Origin of the sequence: Nocardia sp. NPDC057272 (assembly GCF_042668615.1) — a bacterium.
Lineage (GTDB): Bacteria > Actinomycetota > Actinomycetes > Mycobacteriales > Mycobacteriaceae > Nocardia.
The window spans coordinates 281612-301110 of sequence record NZ_JBHUYK010000003.1 but is presented as its reverse complement, the minus strand read 5'-3'; the positions used below and the strand labels follow the sequence as shown (position 1 = coordinate 301110).

The window sequence follows — 19499 nt, the reverse complement described above, 5'->3', positions numbered from 1 at the left end:
CGCAGGACCCTGCCGCTAGAGGGTTAGTTGGCGGGGGCGCAGGTGTCGCGGAGCGAGCAGCCGCCGCAGGAGGAGCCGCAGCCGCCGACGGGGGCGGGCGGGAGGAGGGGTTCTACTGTGCGGGCGGCGGCGTTGGCGCCTGCGCCGAGGGTGAAGACGGCGATGACGGCGACGAGGGCGGCTACGCCGACGCTCGCGAGGCCACCGGCGACCAGCACGACCAGTCCGCCGGCGAACAGCAGGGCGCCCGCGCCGACGGAGGTGGGGGCGGCGATGCGGTTGGCGAGGCGGAAATTGTCGTCACTGTGCAGCGCGGCTTCCGTGGTGACACCGAGGAAGCGGTTGCGGGGCAGTTTGCCGAGCAGTCCGAGCACGCCGGTCACAATCGCGACCGCGGCCAGCGCGAACAACAGGAGAGCGACGACGACCATTCATGCAGGCTAGCGCACCCGTAAAGGCCCGAAATCAGGGCTCCCCGCCGAGCGTGACCGGCCACACACCGCCCGTGCGTGCCGTCGTGGCCGCGCGGCATGTTCTCGGCCCTTGGGAAATCGCCTCGCGTCCACGTTCTACGCTGTTAGACGATGTTTACCGGGGATCGGCGAGAACAAGAAGGCAGGACCGTGCAGGACACTCGTGCAACCGAGACTGACGTACCTCAGCACCGGTACAACGCCGAGCTGGCTGGGCGGATCGAACGCCGCTGGCAGCAGAACTGGACCGAGCGCGGCACCTTCAACGCGCCCAACCCGGTCGGGCCGCTCGCCGGAGAGACGCCGCCCGACAAGCTGTTCATCCAGGACATGTTCCCGTTCCCCTCGGGCGCGGGCCTGCACGTCGGCCACCCGCTGGGCTATATCGCCACCGACGTCTTCGGCCGCTACCACCGCATGCGTGGGCGCAACGTGCTGCACGCGCTCGGCTACGACGCCTTCGGCCTGCCCGCCGAGCAGTACGCGGTGCAGACCGGCGCGCACCCGCGGGTGACCACCGAAGCCAACATCGCGACCATGCAGCGTCAGCTGGACCGGCTGGGCCTCGGCCACGACCCGCGGCGTTCGTTCGCCACCACCGACCCCGAGTACTACCGGTGGACGCAGTGGATCTTCCTGCGCATCTACAACGCCTGGTACGACCAGGAAGCCGGTCGGGCCCGGCCGATCGCGGAGCTGGAAGAGCAGTTCGCCACCGGCGCGCGTCCGGTTCCCGAAGGCGACTGGAACACCATGCCGGCCGCTGAGCGCGGTGCGCTGATCGACTCGTATCGCCTGGTGTACCAATCGGATTCGATCGTCAACTGGTGCCCGGGACTCGGCACCGTGCTGTCGAACGAAGAGGTCACCACCGACGGGCGCAGCGAGCGTGGGAACTTCCCCGTGTTCCGTAAGCGCATGTGGCAGTGGATGATGCGCATCACCGCCTACTCCGACCGCCTGGTCGACGACCTGGACACCCTGGACTGGCCCGACAATGTGAAGTCCATGCAGCGCAACTGGATCGGGCGCTCGCGTGGTGCCCAGGTGCGGTTCGACGCGGACGGCGAGACCATCGAGGTGTTCACCACCCGTCCCGACACCCTGTTCGGCGCGACGTATGTGGTGCTGGCCCCCGAGCACGAGCTGGTCGACAAGCTGACCGCCGCGGCTTGGCCCGGCGGCACCGACGCCCGCTGGACCAACGACAGCGCCACCCCCACGGAAGCTGTTGCCGCATACCGCAAGTCGATCGCGGCGAAGTCGGATCTGGAACGTCAGGAGAACAAGGAGAAGACCGGCGTCTTCCTCGGCTCCTACGCCACCAACCCGGCCGACGGCTCGCAGGTGCCGATCTTCATCGCCGACTACGTGCTGAGCGGCTACGGCACCGGCGCCATCATGGCGGTGCCCGGCCACGACAGCCGCGACTGGGATTTCGCGACCGCGCTGAACCTGCCGATCATCGAGGTGATCGACGGCGGGAACGTGGCCGAAGCGGTCCACTCGGGCGAGGGCAAGCTGGTGAATTCCGGCTTCCTGAACGGGCTTTCGGTCGACGAGGCCAAGGCGACGATGATCGGTCACCTCGAAGCCGAGGGTCACGGCACCGGCACCGTCCAGTACAAGCTGCGCGACTGGCTGTTCGCGCGTCAGCGGTACTGGGGCGAGCCGTTCCCGATCGTCTACGACGCCGACGGCGTGGCCCACGCGCTGCCGGAATCCATGCTGCCCGTGGAACTTCCGGAGATGGAAGACTTCGCGCCGGTCACCTTCGACGCCGACGACGCCGGCTCCGAGCCGTCCCCGCCGCTGGCCAAGGCCACCGACTGGGTGAACGTGGAGCTGGATCTGGGCGACGGGCCCAAGCAGTACCGCCGCGACACCAACGTCATGCCCAACTGGGCCGGATCGTCGTGGTACCAGCTGCGCTACGCCGACCCGACCAACGCCGAGACGTTCTGCGCCGAGGAGAACGAGAAGTACTGGCTGGGCCCGCGCACGGCCGAGCACGGCCCGAACGACCCGGGCGGTGTCGACCTGTACGTCGGCGGTGTGGAGCACGCGGTGCTGCACCTGCTGTACGCGCGGTTCTGGCAGAAAGTGCTCTTCGACCTGGGCGATGTATCGGGCAGCGAGCCCTACCGCCGCCTGTACAACCAGGGTTACGTGCAGGGTTACGCGTACACCGACGAGCGTGGCGCGTACGTGCCCGCCGCCGAGGTCGTCGAACGTGACGCGAAGTTCTTCTGGACCGGCGCCGACGGCGTCGAGATCGAGGTCTCCCAGGAGTACGGCAAGATCGGCAAGTCGCTGAAGAACGCCATCTCGCCCGACGAGATGTGCGACCTCTACGGCGCCGACACCTTCCGCTTCTACGAGATGTCGATGGGTCCGCTGGACACCTCGCGTCCGTGGGCGACCAAGGACGTCGTCGGCGCGCACCGCTTCCTGCAGCGCGTCTGGCGCCTGGTGGTCGACGAGGAAACCGGCACGGTGAAGGCCACCGACACCGCCCCGTCGGACGAGACCCTGCGCCTGGTGCACCGCACCATCGCCGGCGTCGACGAGGATTTGGCCGCGCTGCGCGACAACACCGCGGGCGCCAAGCTGATCGAGCTGACCAACCACCTCACCAAGAACTACCCCACCGGCGCCCCCCGCGCCGCCGTGGAACCGCTGGTGCTGATGCTCGCTCCGCTGGCTCCCCACATCGCCGAGGAACTGTGGGAACGCCTGGGCCACACCACCTCCCTGGCTCACGGCCCCTTCCCCGCCGCCGATCCCGCACTGCTGGTGGCGGACTCGGTGGAATACCCGATCCAGGTGAAGGGCAAGGTCCGCAGCCGAATCCAGGTCCCCGCCGACGCCGACCCGGCGTCGATCGAGGCCGCCGCCCTGGCCGACGAGAAGGTCATCGCCCTGCTCGACGGTCAGGCGCCCCGCAAGATCATCGTGGTGCCGGGGAAGATGGTCAACATCGTGCCGTAGCCGCCTCCCCGGGTCTTTTGGCCAGACCCGGGTACGGGGAGAGTTGGGTACGCGGCAAGCTTTGTGAGGTGGGCGGGTCAGCTCGTGCCCGGTGAGTTACCCATTTTCTTGCGAGATCAGCTTTGTACTTCCAGGACGTCGTTCAGCGTGACCAGCGACAGGTTGCGCTCGCGGATGATGTCGACCAGCCGGCCGTAGCAGTGGGTGACTGGGGGGAAGTTGGCGTGGCCGATGACGATCGACTGGGCGGCGAAGTATTTGTGCGCGCACTCGATCAGGTATTCCTCGGTGATGAGGCCCGAGTCGGACAGGGATCCGTACCACATGGTGGGGACGGTGTAGCCGAGGTCGGCGGCTACTTTGTCGACGGTGGCGTTGTGGTATCCGAACGGCGGTCGATAGAACGGGGTGCCGTCGACGCCGAAGTTGTTGCGCAGGAACGTTTTCGTGCGGCCGAGCTGGTCGGCCACCTCGGTGGTGCTGATCTTGGTCAGGGCGGCGTGGTCCCAGGTGTGGTTGCCGAGCTGGATCTGGCCCGACTCCACCAGCGGGCGCAGCGCGTCGCGGTGGATGGTCCAGGAGTCGTAGTAGCCGGTGACGAAGAAGGTGAAGCGGGCGCCGGTGTCCTTCGCCCATTTCACATACGCGCCGACGACTTCGGCGCTGGCGCCGTCGTCGACCGTCAGTGCCATGGTGAGCCCCTGGCCCGGCAGCGCGGTGATGGGCTTCGGGGGAATGATCGACTTCGGACCGCCCGGCGGGGGCGGGAGCAGGGGCTGGACGGGGGTCGGAACGGGCGGCGGCGTGGGGATCTCGCCGCCGGAACCCGCCTCGACGGTCTCGCCCTCGGCGGTCGCGCAGCCGGTCAGCGCCACGGCGGTACCCGCGGCCAACATCGCCAGCATTCGACGTCTATCCACTTACGAAACCCCTACTCGAGCCGGGTGCACCTCGCCACGAGCCAGGGCACGATCAAATCAGCGGGACGGTACCCACCGAATCCATCGCGCGCCTGAACCAGCGGATACCTCTGTGCGAATTCCAGCGCCGACCCCCTGGACGCAGCTATCGGCGACCATACCGAATCGCCTCGTCGCGGTCAGCGCGGCCGCAACACGATCTCGGTCGGATGTCCGTCGCGAGGGGTGTCGACGGCCGTTCGCACGGCACCGGCCACCGTCTCGGCGGTGAGGAACTCCTCCGGCCGGTACTCGCGACCCTCGTCGGCGACGATCGCCCGCTGCATATCGGTGTCGATGCGACCGGGGAACAGCGAGGTCACCCGCAGCGCGGGCTCCTCCTGACGCAGTGCGTCGGCGAAGGCGCGCAGCCCGAACTTGCTGGCCGCGTAGGAGCCCCAGCCGGGATGCGCGCGCAATCCCGCGCCCGAATTGATGAGCACCACGTGCCCGTTCGCGGCGCGCAGTGCGGGCAGCAACACCCTTGTCAGCTCGACAACCGCGATCAGGTTGACCTCGAGGGTTTCGCGCCACTGCTCGACCGAGGACTCGGCGACCGTTCCGAGGTCGGCGATACCCGCGTTGTGCACGAGGACATCGAGTCGCGAGATCGGCTCGGCGGCCGCTGCCACCGCCGCGTAGTCGGTGAGCGCGACCGGCCAGCCCGTCGCCTCGGGCAGCTCGGTGAGAATCGGCTTCAGCGCGTCGGCGGATCTGGCACCGAGCAGCAGGTCGTGGGTGGGCGCGAGTTCGCGGGCGATCGCGGCACCGAGTCCACGGCTCGCGCCGGTGATGAGAGCGGTCTGGGCGGGAGTACTGGTCACCGTCATACATCCCACGCTAGCGGGCAGGCAGATCTCGACACCCTGGCCGTTTCCGCGCGCGGATGACAGCACCGACTAGTACCGTCGGACTATGACCGATCCCCGGTACAACTACGGACCAGCGGACCCGCAGTATCCCCAGCACCAGGGCCAGCCCCAGTACGGCCAGGGCCAGCCCCACTATCCCCAGGGCGAACCGGAGCCCAAGGTCAATGTGGGCAAGCTGTGGGCAGGCGGTATCGGCACGGCCGTCGTGGCCGCGTTGCTGGTGGTCGTCGCGATCATGCTCATCCGCGGGGTGCTCGGCATCGCGATCCTCTCGCCCGAGGGCGCGGGCGCGTACGGCACCGTCTCCACCACCTCCTACGCCGTCGCCGCCGCGGCCGCCGCGCTGCTGGCCACGGCACTGTTGATGGTGCTGTTGCTGGCGATGCCGAGCCCGCTCACCTTCTTCACCTGGATCTGCCTGCTCCTGACGGCCGTCGCGGTGATTCTGCCGTTCACGCTGGTCGCCGACCTGGACGCCAAGATCGCGACCGCGGCGATCAACCTGCTGGTCGGGCTGTGCATCACCACCATGCTCAGCTCGGTCGGATCGGCGGCGCAGAACACGCCGCGTCAAGCCGGGTACTGATCGTCACAGTGCCGTCGAGATGCCATAGGCCCTGCTCCACCGCAGAATAGATAGATGACCGACCCAGGTTTCACCTCGACGCAGCTCGCGGCCCGCGCCGCCTACCTCCTGCGGGGCAACGACCTGGGCACGATGACCAGCGCCGCGCCCCGTCTCTACCCGCACATGTGGAGCTGGGACGCGGCGTTCGTGGCGGTGGGGCTGGCGCCGTTGAGCGTGGAGCGGGCGGTGGTCGAGCTCGACACGCTGCTGTCGGCGCAGTGGAAGAACGGGATGATCCCGCACATCGTGTTCGCCAACGGCGTCGACGGATACTTTCCCGGGCCCGCGCGGTGGGAATGTCGCAAGCTGGCGAGCAACGCCCCGGACGGCCCCGACACCTCCGGCATCACCCAGCCGCCGGTGCACGCCATCGCCGTGCAGCGGATCCTCGACCATTCCCGCAGGCACGGCCGCTCCACCCGCGCGGTCGCCGAGGAATTCCTGAACCGCCGCTGGCCCGATCTGGTGCGCTGGCACCGCTGGCTCGCGCATGCCCGCGACCCCAAGGAAACCGGGCGCATCACGCTGTACCACGGCTGGGAATCCGGCATGGACAACTCGCCGCGCTGGGACCGCGCCTACGCCAATGTCGTTCCGGGGACGGATCTTCCGCCGTACCGGCGCGCGGACACCTCGATCATCTCCGACCCCACCCAGCGGCCGAGCGACCGTGAGTACGACCGCTACCTGTGGCTGGTCGAGCAGATGCGCCGCGCGAACTACGACGATTTCCAGCTCACCTCGGTGATGAGTTTCGCCGTGGAGGACGTGTTCGTGTCGGCGATCTTCGCACTGGCCTGCGAGGTACTGGCCGATATCGGCGAGGAGTACAAGCAACCGCACGCCGACGTCCGCGAACTGCACGGCTGGGCCGAACGTTTCCGCAAGGGCGTGGTCGCCACCACCGACGAACGGACCGGCGCCGCAAAGGACTACGACGTCCGCCTGCAACGTTGGATCAGTACCGAGACCCTCGCCATGTTCGCCCCGCTGATCTCGGGCGGCCTGCCCCGCCACGCCGAGCGCGCCCTCCTCAACACCTTCGAGGGCCCCCGTTTCTGCGGCCACCCCGACCTGCGCTACGCCCTGCCACCGTCCACCTCGCCGGTCTCCAAGGACTTCCGCTCCCGCGAATACTGGCGCGGCCCCGTCTGGCCGGTGATGAGCTGGCTGTTCTCCTGGGCCTTCGCCCGCCGTGGCTGGGCCGAGCGCTCCTACATGCTCCGCGCCGAAGGTCTGCGCCAGGCCAGTGACGGCAGCTTCGCCGAGTACTACGAGCCGTACACCGGCGCTCCGCTGGGGAGCATGCAGCAATCCTGGACTGCCGCTTCGGTTCTCGATTGGCTCGGCTAGCTCTCCGCGATGTCGGTGTGCCATTCGACGGTGATGCCGAGTTCGCGCGCGAGAGTCGACGCCAATCCCTCCGGGTCGCCGCCGTTGATGGTGGCGCCGCGCAGGGCGGTGATGCCGTAGATGCCGGTGAGGTCGCAGTCTTCGAAGCGCAGGTTCTGCTGGATGCGGGCGCCGGCGAAGCGGGCTCCGACGAGATTGCAGCGTTCGAAGCGGACGTTGCGGAACTCGGCGCTCTGGAAGTCGGCTTGACGTAGATCGCAGTCGCGGAACACCACTGTGCGCAGGCGGGATTGGGCGAAGGAGGACAGGTCGGCGCGCGTGGAGTCGATCAGGACGTCGCGGAGCACACCCGCGGTCCACGACAATCCGGTGAGACGACCGTGCTCGATCAGGGATTCGATCATCGACGAGTCATCGGCCTGAACGTTGGCCAGATCGCAGACCCGCAGCGTGGACTCGGCGATGGTGCTGTGCCGCAGGGTGCTCGGAAACCGAACGCTGTCGAACACGCAGGCCTCGACGCTGATGCCGGAGACGTGACGCTCGGCGAAATCCGCGTCGCGATATTCCACGTCGGTGACGGTCAGTTCGTCGATCGGGTCGTCGCCGGGCGAGACCGCGGGTCGCAGCGCCCCCGGCTTCGCGACCGCCGGTTCGAACCGCACCTCACGCTTGCGCGCCATGCCCACCACTTCCTGTCAGCCGATGTCCGCACCAAGATACGGGCACGGGCCGACAGGCTTTCCGTAACTATTCACAGACACTCACCAACACCACTGGTCACACAGGCAACAAGTCACTACGGTCGACGGCCATGGACACCAAGCGCTGGAGTTCGACGGTTCGTGGTTGTGCTGCGCTCATCGCCCTGGCCTGCGCGCTACCCGCTACCGCGCAGGCGGAGCCCAGCGGGCCGGATGTGTCGTCCTGGCAGCATGTGGACGGCCGGATGATCGACTGGCACGCGGTGCGCGCGGCCGGACACCAGTTCGCGATGGTGAAGGCCACCGAGGGACTGCACTACATCAATCCGTTCTTCGTGCAGGACAGCATTCTCATGCGCACCGCCGGGGTGGCGCGCGGCACCTACCATTTCGCACGCCCCGAACTGCCGCCCGAACCGCAGGCCGCGATGTACGCGGCGACGGTCCTCGGCCAGAACGGGCCCCTCGACCTGCCCCCGGTGCTCGACCTGGAGACCGCGGGTGGCCTGGCCCCCGCCGCCCTCATCGACTGGACCCACCGCTACCTCAACGCGCTGCAAACCCTCACCGGCCGCACGCCCATCATCTACACCTATCCCCACTTCTGGAAGACCGCGATGGCCGACACCAGCGCCTTCACCCGATACCCCCTCTGGATCGCCGACTACAGCGGCAACGACCAGCCCGAGGTCCCCGGCAACTGGCCCACCTGGACCTTCTGGCAAACCACCGACCGCGGCACGGTCCCCGGCATCCACGGCGGCACCGACGTCAACGTCTACAGCGGCGCGCAAGGCGACCTCGCCCGCTTCGCCAACATGTCGGGAATGTTCGGCAGCAGCTGAGGACAGACATGACAAAACCGCCACTCGCCCAGCCGAGTAGCGGTTTCGTCAGCGGATCGGGGGTCGGCTAAACGCCGATTCGTCCGCCGTTCTTCTTCCAGACGACCGCCACGGCGGGACGCGGCTGAGAGGTGCCGCCGTCGGGCCAGTGGGACTGCGGGTTGTCGGGGGTGGCGTCATCGGCCTCGCCGGGGTGCTGGACCGACACGATGACGTGGGATTCGGTGACGATCGGGCCGCAGGTCTCCGCGCCCTTGGGTACGGTCAGGAACTGCTTGGTCTCACCACGATTGGGGCCGTCGAGGATCACTGAGAACAGGCCGTCGTTGGTCTTGAGGGCGTTGCCGTCGGTGGAGATCCACAGGTTGCCGTACGGGTCGAAGGCCAGGTTGTCCGGGCAGGAGATCGGGCTGACCTTGGTCTTGTCGAAGCCGGCGAAGTAGGTGTCGGCGGCGGCGGGGTCACCGCAGACCAGCAGCAGCGACCAGGTGAAGTCGGTGCCGGTGTGGTTGTCGGTGAGCTCGAGGACCTGGCCGTTCTTGTTCAGCTTGCGCGGGTTGGCCTCGTCGACACCCGGCTTGTCGTCCTTGGCGCGGTTGTCGTTGTTGGTCAGCGCCACGTAGACCTTGCCGGTGAACGGGTTGGCCTCGAAGTCCTCCGGGCGGTCCATCTTGGTGGCGCCGACCTTGTCGGCGGCCAGGCGGGTGAACACCGCCACCTCGGCGGCGGACATGCCGTCGACCAGGGACTTGCCCTTGCCGTCGTCGCCGGTCTCGAGCAGCGGAATCCACTGGCCCTTGCCGGTGAAGCCCTTGTCGGAGGGGACCGCGCCGCTGCCGTCGATCTTGTCGGCGTGGTCGCCGGTGAGCTTGGCGACGTAGAGGGTGCCCGCGTCGAGGATGGTCAGGTTGTGCCGCATCGCGGAAGCGCCGGTGCCCGACTGGATCTTGCGCGAGGACACGAACTTGTACATGTAGTCGAACTTCTCGTCGTCGCCGGTGTAGGAGACGACATCACCGGAGTCGGTGACGTAGATCGACGCGCCCTCGTGCTTGAGGCGACCCATCGCGGAGTGCTTGATCGGCGTGGCGGCGGCATCCCACGGGTTGACCTCGACGACATAGCCGAAACGGTTGGCCTCGTTGGGTTCCTGGCTCAGGTCGAAGCGCTTGTCGGTGCGCTCCCACTGGTTCGGCGTGCCGCCCTTGGGGAAGCCGTAGCGCTTGACGCGCCCCTGCGGGTCGGAGGCCTTGTCGCCGTTGGCGAAGTAGCCGTTGAAGTTCTCCTCACCGGAAAGCACTGTGCCCCAAGGGGTCACACCACCGGCGCAGTTGGCGAAGGTGCCGAGGACCTTCTTGCCCGAGGGGTCGGCACCGGTGACGGTGAACGCGCTGCCCGCGGCGGGACCGGTGAGCAGGAACTCGGTGTCGGCGGTGATGCGGCGGTTGTACTTGCCGAAGACCGGGGTGAGCTTGCCGGAGCCCGCTTCGCCCTTGACCTCGACCACGGCCATGCCGTGGGCGGCCTTGGTGATCGCGATCTGCTCGTCGGTCGGCGCGTCTTTGTTGTACCCGCGGAACATCATCGGGCCGGTGGTGTACTCGTGGTTGACCACGAGCAGGTAGCTGTTGGCCTGGCCCTCGATCGGCATCAGCGCGGCGAAGTCGTTGTTGTAGCCGAACTGCTTCAGCTGCGCCGCGGCGGTCTGCTTGTCGAAGTCGAACGCGGGGGCGTCGGCGAAGATGGGGTCACCCCAACGGATGACGACCTGCTGGTCGTAGCCCTCCGGAATGGTCAGCGCGTCTTCCTTGTTCGGCGCCACCGCGGTGAACGCCGTTCCGGTGCCGGGGGTTCCGGCCGGAGTCGGGGCCGGGGTCTTCGCGGCCTCGGAGTCGTCACCACAGGCGGCCAGCGCACTCGCAGCGCCGACGGCCAGCACCGCGGCCGCGCCGCCCTTGATCAGGCCACGGCGGTTGAGGCCGCTGACGATGTCACCGAAGTAGGCACCCTCCGAGGTGTTCGGGGGCTCGTGAAAGCAGGCGTTGCCGCACTTGTATTCACAGGTCAGGGCGGCGCGTGCCGACTGACCGTCATGCTTGACGAACAGGGCGAGCGGTTTCGGACTCACGGTGACTCCTGAGTAGAACGGACTCCGGGCACCGTAAGCAGCCCAAGCGAGCCATCGGGAACGCGTAGATGAACGGACGACCAAAACTCGGCGCGCGCTGTGACCGATCGCGGATGGATCAGCCACAGCGCGCGCCGAGTGCGCAGGACGTTGTCATCAGGCGTTGACCGGAAGGGAGATCACCACTTCCTGCTCGTTGCCCGGGAGATAGTGCACCTGCACGATCCGGCCGACCTGCACGTGTCCGACCGCGGTGGGCGGCAGATACTTCTCGGCGCGGGTCTCGAACGTGGTGCCGTCCGGGCGGGTGACCACCAGACCGAGCGCGATCTCGGTGTAGCCGCCGCGGATGCGGCCGGGGACGTCCAGGCTGCGAACCACGGCCTGGGCGGCCAGCCCGCGTTCGGCGATGTCGAGCTTGCCGCGGGTGGTGATGCCCTTGCGGATGAGTGATTCGTTCATCGCGCGCTGGGCGGCGCCGTTGTCGCCGGAGCGGTCGACCTCGACCTTGTCGGTGCGGCCCGGCAGATACCGGACCGGCAGGACGACGCCCGGCTGCAGCAGGGCCAGCTCGGTGAGCGGCACGATCATCTTGGCGTGCGAGTCGAAGACCTTCCCGTCGGACCCCTCGACCCGGAAAGCGATCTTGACCTGCGGTTGGTCGTTCACCGAGACGCCGGTCTGCCGAAACGAGGTGATGGTGCCGATCCCGACCGCGGCGTCGCGGAACTCGCTGCTGTTGCGGCCGGTGAAGGCTTCGAGGATGCCGTCGCCGGTGAAGGCGAAGACGATCGGGACGATGGTGAGCGCGATGATCGGCAGGGCCATCTGGGGACCGACCCAGCCGAGCATCGCGCCGGTGTATTCGTCGGGGGTGTAGGTGAGGCCGTAGAAGAGGTAGTAGCCGATGGCGAGGATTCCGAAGGCGACCGCGGCCGCACGCAGCTTGGATTTCATGATTTCTCCTTGGATGGATGCGACCGGGTCGCGAACGATCAGGCGTACCTCCGCATTCGCTCCGGCCATGCGCGGCTGAGGAGCGCTGCGCGCCTGTGTTGATCAGGCGCCGACGATGGTGGAGCAGGCGAAGGTGATGTCGAACTTCACCGTCGACGGGCCCGCCAGCGGGTTGGTCATGTCGGCGCTGATGCCCTCGCCGGTGATGCGGTAGGTGTTGCCGTCCTTGGCCAGGGTCGCGGAACCGCCGGGCTGGCCGTTGCCGTAGCCGACGGCGTAGGGCAGGCCGTTGGCGCCGCCCTGGCTACCGCCGATGGCGACCGCCTGGACCTTCTCGCCTTCGACCGACGCGCTGACCGAGAGGCTGCCGTAGGTGGCGTTGGCCGTATCGGTGAGCGCCAGCGCGAGGGTGCCTGCCTGCTTGGCGCAGGTGGTGTCGAACTTCGCGGTGAATTCCTTGCCGTCGACAGTGGCGGTGGACTTGCCCGCGGCCGGGGCCGGAGCGGCCGATCCGGCGGTGCTCGGGGAGGTGGTGCCGGCATCGTCGCTGCAACCGGTGACGAACAGCGCGGTGGCGGCGGCGGAAGCGGCGAGGGCGGCGATCAGCTTGGTGTTCATGGTGGTTTCCGTTTCTCTCGGTGTGACCGGGCTGGTAACCCGTTGAGAGAAAGGTAGAAATCTTTTCCCGCCTACCGATCCCAACTTTCGTGCTCGACAACCGCCGCACCGGCCGCCGAAAATACCTATAACCTGGTCGGATGCGGAGACCGCGCGCCATGGTGCTCGATGAGGTGTGGCGGGGGCTCGACGGCGTCGACGCGCTGAGCGGGGCCGACGGTGGACCGTTGCGGCGGACGGTGAAGTTGATTCTCGATCCGCTGGTACTGCGGCCGATGCAGCATCCCGGCCTGGCGTCGAGCATGCTCGACGAGGACGGGATCGCGCTGCTCACGGCACTGCTGCACGCACAGTCCGATGCGCTGCGAGCGTGTGCGGCGTGGTTCGTCGTCCTGAAGCAGGTGCGGCGCAGGCTGCGGATCACCGAGGGGAACGCCCAGGATCTGTACTTCCAGCGCTGCTTCGAGCTGGCGACCGTAGACGGTGCGCCGGAGGGCGACCGCGCGCACGCGAGGGCCGAGGCGACGCTGCGCGAAGTCCACGACAGCACCGGCGGGCGCACCACCGCCGCGCTGAAACGCCATGTGACCGACCCGGCTCGAGCACCCGGGCTGGCCGAGCTGTTGAACATCGCCTGGGCACGCCGCCCGCTCGCCCCCTACGGCGCAAGGGATCTGGCGGCCGAGCTGACCGAGCTGCTCGAAGCCTGCACGCTCGCTCGTTCGGGGGATCCGGCCGATGCGGGGCCGCTGTTCGACGACATCGTCGACAGCGGTGCCGGCACCCGACGAGGCATCGCCCTGTGGCTCGCGCATCCCGACGCGGGCGCCGACGACCTGGGGCTCACCATCTGCTCGAGCCCACAGCGACCCGAGCTCGGCGCGTCCGCGTCGACCGCGAGTCTCGGTCTGCCCTTCGACCGGACCGTGTACGAGCGGGTCTTCACGGTGTTGCAGGGCAGCATCGATCGGACCGACCTCCCCGAGATTCCGGAGCTGGTCACGCGGGAGATCTCGCGCAGTTGTTCGCCATGGGGACTATTCGACGAATCGCTGCGGGTCGCCGCGGCGGCGGGTTCCGAACTGGCGCTGGGTCTCTCCCCGTTCGGTACCCCGGCGGCGGTCGACCCGGCTCCTTCGTCGCGTGCGCACGAGGTGGTCAACGGTCGCTGGCGGCGGGAAGGGTATGTGCTGCAGGCGCGCCGGTACGCGGTGCACGTGGTCGACGGGCAGACGGGACCGCTCGCGGCGGTCGCCGCCGAGTTACACGCGCCGTGGCGGCCGTATTCGCGCAGGTTGTGGGTGCGTTTGCACGGCCGGGATGTGCGCGAGCTGCCGGTGTTCGATCCCGGTGAGCTGTGGGATCTGCTCGACGGTGTCGCCCGGTCGGTGATCCTGGACCACCGCACCCGGGTGAAACAGGCGCTGACCGCCGACACCGTGGCCGATGTGGAAGCGAGGGCCAGCTGATGACAGTCGTCCACCTTCGCCACGCGGAGCCGGGCTTGCTGGTGATCGCTCCGGAGCGGACGCCACTGGTCACCGATGCCGCGCCAGGGCTCGATGTGCTGGTTCTCGAGGTCGTGGGCGGGCATCTGAGCTGGAGCCTGTTCGACGACGAGTCGGTGCCCGCCGCCGTACTCGACGACGTCGATGCCGCACAGGATTGGGTGTGGGCGGTGTACGGCGAAGAGGTCGCCTCGGCGCTCGCGGACAACCGGCCCGGAGAGCTGACAGCCGCGCCCGCCCGACGCGCTTCGGCGGCGGCCCTGCGGCGGCTTGCCTACGCGCACTGGGCGAGCCGGTGGTGGCCCGCGTCGACTATCGACGGCATTCCCGCCCTGGATCCGCGGCTGCTGGTCGAGGAAATCGGGTTGCTCACCGCGAAATGCGAAATGGCGGTCGACGGCGACGACGAGCCCGGCACCGGCTCGTCGATGCCGGGCACGCAGGAAGACTTCGGGTTGTCCGACTCCACCGACGAGCGAAGGCCGCTGGGCGAGTCGACAGGATCACGGGGTCGCGCGCAGGACTACGCCTTGGCGGCCGGCGGCGCCGACTCGTCCGACGGGCTGATCGTGGCGCGCGGCAGTGGCGGCTGGGACTGGCGACGTTGCCCGCCCGGCATTCTCGACGCGGGCGAGCACGCCGTGTCGTGGCAGGTGTCCCGCGCGGGCGGGGTGTCGACGGTGCGGGTCAGCGTGGTCGCCGCGCCGGATTGCCGGCGACTCGTCCCCGAACACCTTCGCCCGCACGCGCGCGTACGAGTGCGGCTGCCCGCCGGCACTGAGCACGCCCCACCGGGACCCGATGTCGAGATGCCCTTGCACCTGCGGGGCGATGCCTGGACCGGCTCGGCGCGAATCTTCGGTACACCGGAAAGCTCACCGGAGATCACCGTTTTCGTGCCCGGCGTCGGCCCTGCCGATCCGCCGGAAGACGAGTCGGCCGCCCGGGACCGGATCCGCCGATTCGCCCGCGCCCGGCTTACCGAACACACCGGCGACCAGCGCCTGAGCGCCGAAACAGCGGCCGCTGAAACAGACGAGGACTTCTGATGGCAGCCACGGGCAGGACATCCGATCGCGACGACGCCCAGCTCACCGCGGGGTACGCGGCCTATCAGCGTGGCGATGTGATCGCGGCACTGGAAATCTTCGAGCGGGCGGCCGACGGTGCGGCCCCGCGATTACGCAGTGCCGCGCTGATCAACGCCGCGAGTATGGCCGACGAACTCGGGGAGCATCGGCGCTCGGTAGTGCTGTTCCGAACGGCTCTTGCGGAAATGCCCGACGATGCCGCACATCAGCGACCTGCGGCGTTGGTGAATCTGTCGCAGGCCTTCCAGCATCTGGGCGAGTTCGATGCCGCGCAGGATGTGCTCGAGGAGGCGCGGGCGCTGCTCGCCGACAGCACCGATCAGGGGCTGCTGCGGGTGGCGTGCCTGTTGTCGCTGACGGCGGTCGCGCTGCATCGCCAGCAGTGGGCGCGCGCCGGTGAGCTGGCGGTCGAATCTCTCGGTGTGACGGAGCGTTTCGCGCCGGAGCTGGCCGGTCACCCGTTGATGAACCTGGCGGCCTGTTCGTTCGAGACCGGCCGCTGGGAACTGGCTATCGACTTCGCGCGGCAGGGGGTGGCCGCTTTCGCCGCGGCGGGCGAGGCCGCCTCGGTCGCGGAGTCGCAGCAGAATCTGGCCACGATGCTGGTGCGGGCCGGGCATTTCGACGAGGCCGAGGAGCCGTTGCTGGCCAGTCAGGAGTTCTTCGAGGCCGGTGAACTGGGCCACTGGTCCGGGATCGGGTCGAAGACGATGGGTTTTCTCGCCGAACGCCGGGATGACTTCGCCACGGCGCGTGCATTTTACGAGCGGGCACTGGATCGGTTCGACTCCACCGGAGCGGTGGTGGACGCGGCGGACGTGCGGCTGCGCCTGGCCACCGTCGCCTGTGCGGAAGGCGATCTCGCTGGCGCCGAGCAGCTACTGGACACCTCGTTCGCGGCCTACGCCGCCCAGGGACTCGGGATGCACTGCGCCCAGCTCGACTACTGGCACGCCGAACTCCTCCATGCCTCGATCGAGCAAGCGGCACAACCCGATCCGGACCTGGTGGCCCGCGCGGTGTCCCTGGCGGTCCCCGCCGCCCTCGCCATCGATGCCGTCCGCCACACCCTCCCCAACGGCAACCAGCGTGAACACTGGCACCGCACCGTCGCCGAACCCGCCATGCGCGTCGCCTTCCGATGCGCCGCCCTCGCCGGAAACGGTCAACTGGTGAGCGATCTGATCGAGACGCAGTGCGCTGGCACCACTCTCGATACCACCGCGTACACCGACGTCACGGCGCCTACCCTCGAATTCCAGCTGTTCGATCCCGAGCCCGCCGAGCAGATCACCACACCGGCCCTGCAACTCGGCGCCGCGCTCGCCGATGTCGCCGCCGCCGCGGGCATCCCCGTCGCGCCACCACCCCGGCTGACCGACCACGGCCGCATCGTCCTGGCGGACTTCATCTCCCACGCCGAGCAACGCTACGGACGCCCCGTCCGCGACCGCCGGGTGATCGCGCTGTGAACGAGCCGGCAACGGGAACGCCTTCGGCTGCCGAACTCAGCAGTGTGCCGACAGCCTTCATCAGGCTGGCCGACGCGGGTGACGTGTACGTGTCGTGGCGATGGGCCGACGACGCGTTGGCGCGTGGCGTAGCGGTGCTGCCCCGAGACCACGTGCGCGAGACACTGCGACTGCTGACCGACGCGATACCCGACCCCGCGCGACCCGACGATCTGCGGCGGGTCATGACCACGGGGGCACTGGTCGATCCCGAGGCGGAAAGTGCGCTGGCGCAGGCATTGTCACGCACCCTGCTGCCCTATGGGCTCGCCGTGCAGCTGTACGAACTGTCGCAGCGTGGGATTCGGCCGCATCTGCGAATCCAGCCTTCACCCAGGCTGGCGCAGGTGCCGTGGGAGATCCTCGCCCCCGATGCGGAGATCCGGCTGCTGGACATCGCCGACATCAGCCTGCTCGCACCGGTCTCGGTGGTGCACGCGCCGGATCGAATCGCGCACCGCTGGAACGACACTCGCGAGTTACCCGTGGTCGCGGTGCTCGATCCGCGCGTGCCCGGGTTTCGCGCGGACTCCGAACTCGGCTCGGTGCTCGGCAGGCCGTCGGCGGAAACCCTGGTGGCACAACACTTCGGCCGCTACGGAGATCGCGTGGTTCCCCGTGTCGACGACGCGGTCGAACTCTTCCGGCGCGCCGACACCGACCGCGACTGGTTGTCCGAGGTGCTGCGGGCGGGCGCGAGCCGACTCGTCTACATCGGCCATGTCACCGCTCCCGCACCGGAATCGGGCCGGAGCGAACACGCCGAGCTCCATCTGAGCTGCACCGCCGACACCCAGGGCTTCGCGGCGACGAACCGCACCCATCGCCCGCTCTCGGCGAAAGACCTTCTCCTCGGCACCCATACGCTCGACTCCACCCCCGTACCCGGACGCGATCGGTGGCCGATGCCGAGCCGCGTCGCCCTCATCGCCTGTGAAAGCGGCGGCGACCTGCGTTTCACCGAGGCCCTCGGTCTCACCACCGCGGCCCTGTCGGCGGGCGCCGAGCTCGTCACCGCCACCCGCTGGCCGCTGCCCACCGACCACGCCTTCCACACCCTCACCCCCACGACGGGCCACCCGCTGCAGGCCGCGATCTGCGCCGTGGACACCGCTCACGATTCCTCCACACCCGTCCCCACCCTGCTGACCTGGCAGCGGTCACAGTTGTCCGCATGGCGCGACGCTCCGGCGGCCGAGAACTCGCCCCTGCTCTGGGCCGCCTTCGCCACCGTCACCGACTGAACGGCTATTCGGGCAATCCCAGACCCGCGGCCAGCACCGGCCACGACCGATAGAAGGCATCACGCCAATAGCCCCAGGAGTGCGTGCCGCTCGCTTGACGATCGAAGGTGGCGGGAATCCCCAACTCGTCGAGCCGGGACTCGAGGTTGCGGGTGCACCAGTTGACCGCGGCCTCGATGATCCCGCCGACGACGAGCTGGTTGGCCAGGCCGAACGGCGTCGGATTCATCATGTACGGGTCGTCGATGCGGTCGTGCGGGCCCGGCAGGCCGGAGGCGTCCGAGACGAACAGCCTGGTACCGCGCAGCTTCTCGGCGTGGACGACCGGGTCGTTGGCGACCCAGGCCGGGTCGTCGTCGGCACCGTACATATTGCCGACGTCACCGCCGCCGTAGGTCTCCACGACCAGCTTGGTGAACTGCTTGCCGATCGGGTCGGAGATCTGCGCGCAGCCGCTGTAACCGGCGACGGACTGGTAGAAGCCTGGCTTGGCCTCGGCCAATTGCAGGACGGCCGTCGCGGTCATCGAGTTGGCGGCGATGGCGTTGACGCCGTTGGTGCCCAGTGCCGCGTCGACCAGGGGTGGGAGTTCCTCGAGGAGGAAGGTGCGCCACTTGTTGCGGCCGAGCGCGGGGTCGTCTTGCTGCCAGTCGGTGTAGTACGCCCAGGCGCCGCCGATCGGCATCACCACATTGACGTCCTTGGTGGCGAGGAAATCGCCGACATCGGTGTTCTGCCACCAGGTCGCGCGGTCCTCGCCGCCCCCGGCGCCGTTGAGGAGGTAGAGCGCCGGGCGCGGCACAGAGGCGTCTTTCGGACGCTGCACCTTCACGGTGATGCCCTTGTTCATCGCGGCGGAGAAGACCAGCATGGTCAGATTTCGATCATCGACCCTGCTCGAGATGATGTTCGAGCCGTTCGCGGTGGTCGGCGTCGCGAGGAGCTTCTTGGCTTCGATGATCGGATCGCGCCCGTCGGCCAGGCCGTTGCCCGCGCCGAAGGTGGCGACGCACGCTGCCAGCACGCTGCCGACGACACCGAAAGCCATTGTGCGCCTGATTGTTCTGCCCATCGACCGAGAATCCCCATTCGTGAATCGGCAGGCATGACGCAGGCCGCAGGCACAGACAGTATCCGGGGAACCGATCGATCGTCGAGCCAGAGGTAATACGGGCAGCCGACCCCACCGGGGCGGGGTCGGCCCGGTGGTCAGTGATCGTCGTAATGGTCCGCGTGGGCGGCGTGGCGGTGGCCGTCGTGGATGTAGTCGACGTGGTCGCCGTGCGGGACCGCGACATGACCACAACCGGGGCCGTGCTCGTGGGTGTGGGCGGTGTGCTCGACGTGTGCTGAGGTCTCGCACTCGTCGAAATGGCCGTCGTGTTCGCGGTGCAGGTGACCGTCGTGGACGTAGTCGACGTGATCCTCGTGCGGAACGGCGACGTGGCCGCAGGTGGGGCCGTGGACATGGGTGTGCTGCGGGTGTTCGGCGTGCGTGGTGGTCATCGGCTCTCTCTTTCCGGTTTCCCGGAACTCGGTCCGGTACTGATCGAATGGAGCTCCAAGCACTTCCGACATTAGCAGTTGCGCATGCGTTGCTGCGAGGCCCCTTACCTG

Annotated in this window: 17 protein-coding genes; 8 read left to right on the top strand and 9 right to left on the bottom strand. The window is 68.4% G+C overall.

What is annotated here, in order from left to right:
* Positions 1 to 23: 23 nt before the first annotated feature.
* Positions 24 to 431, bottom strand: coding sequence for an SdpI family protein (locus tag ACFULV_RS06650; RefSeq protein WP_378634960.1), 408 nt, complete (start codon positions 429 to 431; stop codon positions 24 to 26).
* 192 nt (positions 432 to 623) lie between these two features.
* Here ACFULV_RS06650 and leuS point away from each other — a divergent pair, with 192 nt between their 5' ends.
* On the top strand, positions 624 to 3464 hold the full coding sequence (leuS, locus tag ACFULV_RS06645; RefSeq protein ID WP_378653793.1) for a leucine--tRNA ligase: 2841 nt from the start codon (positions 624 to 626) through the stop codon (positions 3462 to 3464).
* 116 nt (positions 3465 to 3580) lie between these two features.
* Here the strand turns inward: leuS and ACFULV_RS06640 are convergent, their stop codons facing one another.
* Entirely contained in the window at positions 3581 to 4369 is a 789-nt protein-coding gene (locus ACFULV_RS06640) for a polysaccharide deacetylase family protein (protein WP_378635271.1), read from the bottom strand.
* A 194-nt stretch (positions 4370 to 4563) separates the two neighbouring features.
* Positions 4564 to 5253 (bottom strand): SDR family oxidoreductase, encoded by a 690-nt coding sequence (locus tag ACFULV_RS06635; RefSeq protein WP_378634955.1) that lies wholly within the window; start codon positions 5251 to 5253, stop codon positions 4564 to 4566.
* An 85-nt stretch (positions 5254 to 5338) separates the two neighbouring features.
* Between ACFULV_RS06635 and ACFULV_RS06630 the strand changes: the two genes are divergently transcribed.
* Together ACFULV_RS06630 and ACFULV_RS06625 are read left to right on the top strand one after the other, a co-directional pair.
* On the top strand, positions 5339 to 5881 hold the full coding sequence (locus tag ACFULV_RS06630; protein WP_378653790.1) for a DUF6069 family protein: 543 nt from the start codon (positions 5339 to 5341) through the stop codon (positions 5879 to 5881).
* Between the two features lie 54 nt (positions 5882 to 5935).
* Positions 5936 to 7276 (top strand): amylo-alpha-1,6-glucosidase, encoded by a 1341-nt coding sequence (locus ACFULV_RS06625; protein WP_378634949.1) that lies wholly within the window; start codon positions 5936 to 5938, stop codon positions 7274 to 7276.
* Here the strand turns inward: ACFULV_RS06625 and ACFULV_RS06620 are convergent.
* The gene (locus tag ACFULV_RS06620; RefSeq protein ID WP_378634947.1) at positions 7273 to 7959 is read right to left on the bottom strand and encodes a pentapeptide repeat-containing protein; all 687 of its coding nucleotides are present in this window, start codon (positions 7957 to 7959) and stop codon (positions 7273 to 7275) included. The two genes, ACFULV_RS06625 and ACFULV_RS06620, sit on opposite strands and share 4 nt — an antisense overlap.
* 131 nt (positions 7960 to 8090) lie before the next feature.
* On the opposite strand from ACFULV_RS06620, the gene ACFULV_RS06615 reads away from it, so the two are divergent.
* Positions 8091 to 8825 (top strand): glycoside hydrolase family 25 protein, encoded by a 735-nt coding sequence (locus ACFULV_RS06615; protein ID WP_378653787.1) that lies wholly within the window; start codon positions 8091 to 8093, stop codon positions 8823 to 8825.
* Between the two features lie 67 nt (positions 8826 to 8892).
* Here ACFULV_RS06615 and ACFULV_RS06610 read toward each other — a convergent pair whose 3' ends face one another.
* From ACFULV_RS06610 to ACFULV_RS06600, 3 genes are all read right to left on the bottom strand, one after another.
* Positions 8893 to 10953 (bottom strand): PhoX family protein, encoded by a 2061-nt coding sequence (locus ACFULV_RS06610; protein ID WP_378634943.1) that lies wholly within the window; start codon positions 10951 to 10953, stop codon positions 8893 to 8895.
* A 156-nt stretch (positions 10954 to 11109) separates the two neighbouring features.
* Positions 11110 to 11910, bottom strand: a complete 801-nt coding sequence (locus ACFULV_RS06605) for a hypothetical protein (RefSeq protein ID WP_378634940.1) — start codon at positions 11908 to 11910, stop codon at positions 11110 to 11112.
* A 102-nt stretch (positions 11911 to 12012) separates the two neighbouring features.
* The gene (locus tag ACFULV_RS06600; RefSeq protein WP_378634938.1) at positions 12013 to 12528 is read right to left on the bottom strand and encodes a lipoprotein LpqH; all 516 of its coding nucleotides are present in this window, start codon (positions 12526 to 12528) and stop codon (positions 12013 to 12015) included.
* Positions 12529 to 12686: 158 nt separating this feature from the next.
* Between ACFULV_RS06600 and ACFULV_RS06595 the strand changes: the two genes are divergently transcribed.
* Genes ACFULV_RS06595 through ACFULV_RS06580 form a run of 4 tightly spaced genes read left to right on the top strand, consistent with a single transcriptional unit; the run spans position 12687 to position 17882 of the window.
* The gene (locus ACFULV_RS06595) at positions 12687 to 13997 is read left to right on the top strand and encodes a hypothetical protein (RefSeq protein ID WP_378654017.1); all 1311 of its coding nucleotides are present in this window, start codon (positions 12687 to 12689) and stop codon (positions 13995 to 13997) included.
* Positions 13997 to 15085 (top strand): hypothetical protein, encoded by a 1089-nt coding sequence (locus tag ACFULV_RS06590; protein ID WP_378653785.1) that lies wholly within the window; start codon positions 13997 to 13999, stop codon positions 15083 to 15085. Before ACFULV_RS06595 ends, ACFULV_RS06590 begins: the two co-directional genes overlap by 1 nt.
* Positions 15085 to 16599: a tetratricopeptide repeat protein gene (locus ACFULV_RS06585; RefSeq protein WP_378653782.1), complete on the top strand. Its 1515-nt coding sequence runs from the start codon at positions 15085 to 15087 to the stop codon at positions 16597 to 16599. Before ACFULV_RS06590 ends, ACFULV_RS06585 begins: the two co-directional genes overlap by 1 nt.
* Positions 16596 to 17882 carry a CHAT domain-containing protein gene (locus tag ACFULV_RS06580; RefSeq protein ID WP_378653780.1) on the top strand — a complete coding sequence of 429 codons (1287 nt, stop codon included), beginning with the start codon at positions 16596 to 16598 and terminating at the stop codon, positions 17880 to 17882. Before ACFULV_RS06585 ends, ACFULV_RS06580 begins: the two co-directional genes overlap by 4 nt.
* Before the next feature lie 4 nt (positions 17883 to 17886).
* Here the strand turns inward: ACFULV_RS06580 and ACFULV_RS06575 are convergent, their stop codons facing one another.
* The gene (locus tag ACFULV_RS06575) at positions 17887 to 18954 is read right to left on the bottom strand and encodes an alpha/beta hydrolase (protein ID WP_378634929.1); all 1068 of its coding nucleotides are present in this window, start codon (positions 18952 to 18954) and stop codon (positions 17887 to 17889) included.
* A 137-nt stretch (positions 18955 to 19091) separates the two neighbouring features.
* Complete coding sequence (locus tag ACFULV_RS06570) at positions 19092 to 19388, bottom strand: hypothetical protein (RefSeq protein WP_067454945.1); 297 nt, start codon at positions 19386 to 19388, stop codon at positions 19092 to 19094.
* Positions 19389 to 19499: the final 111 nt, after the last annotated feature.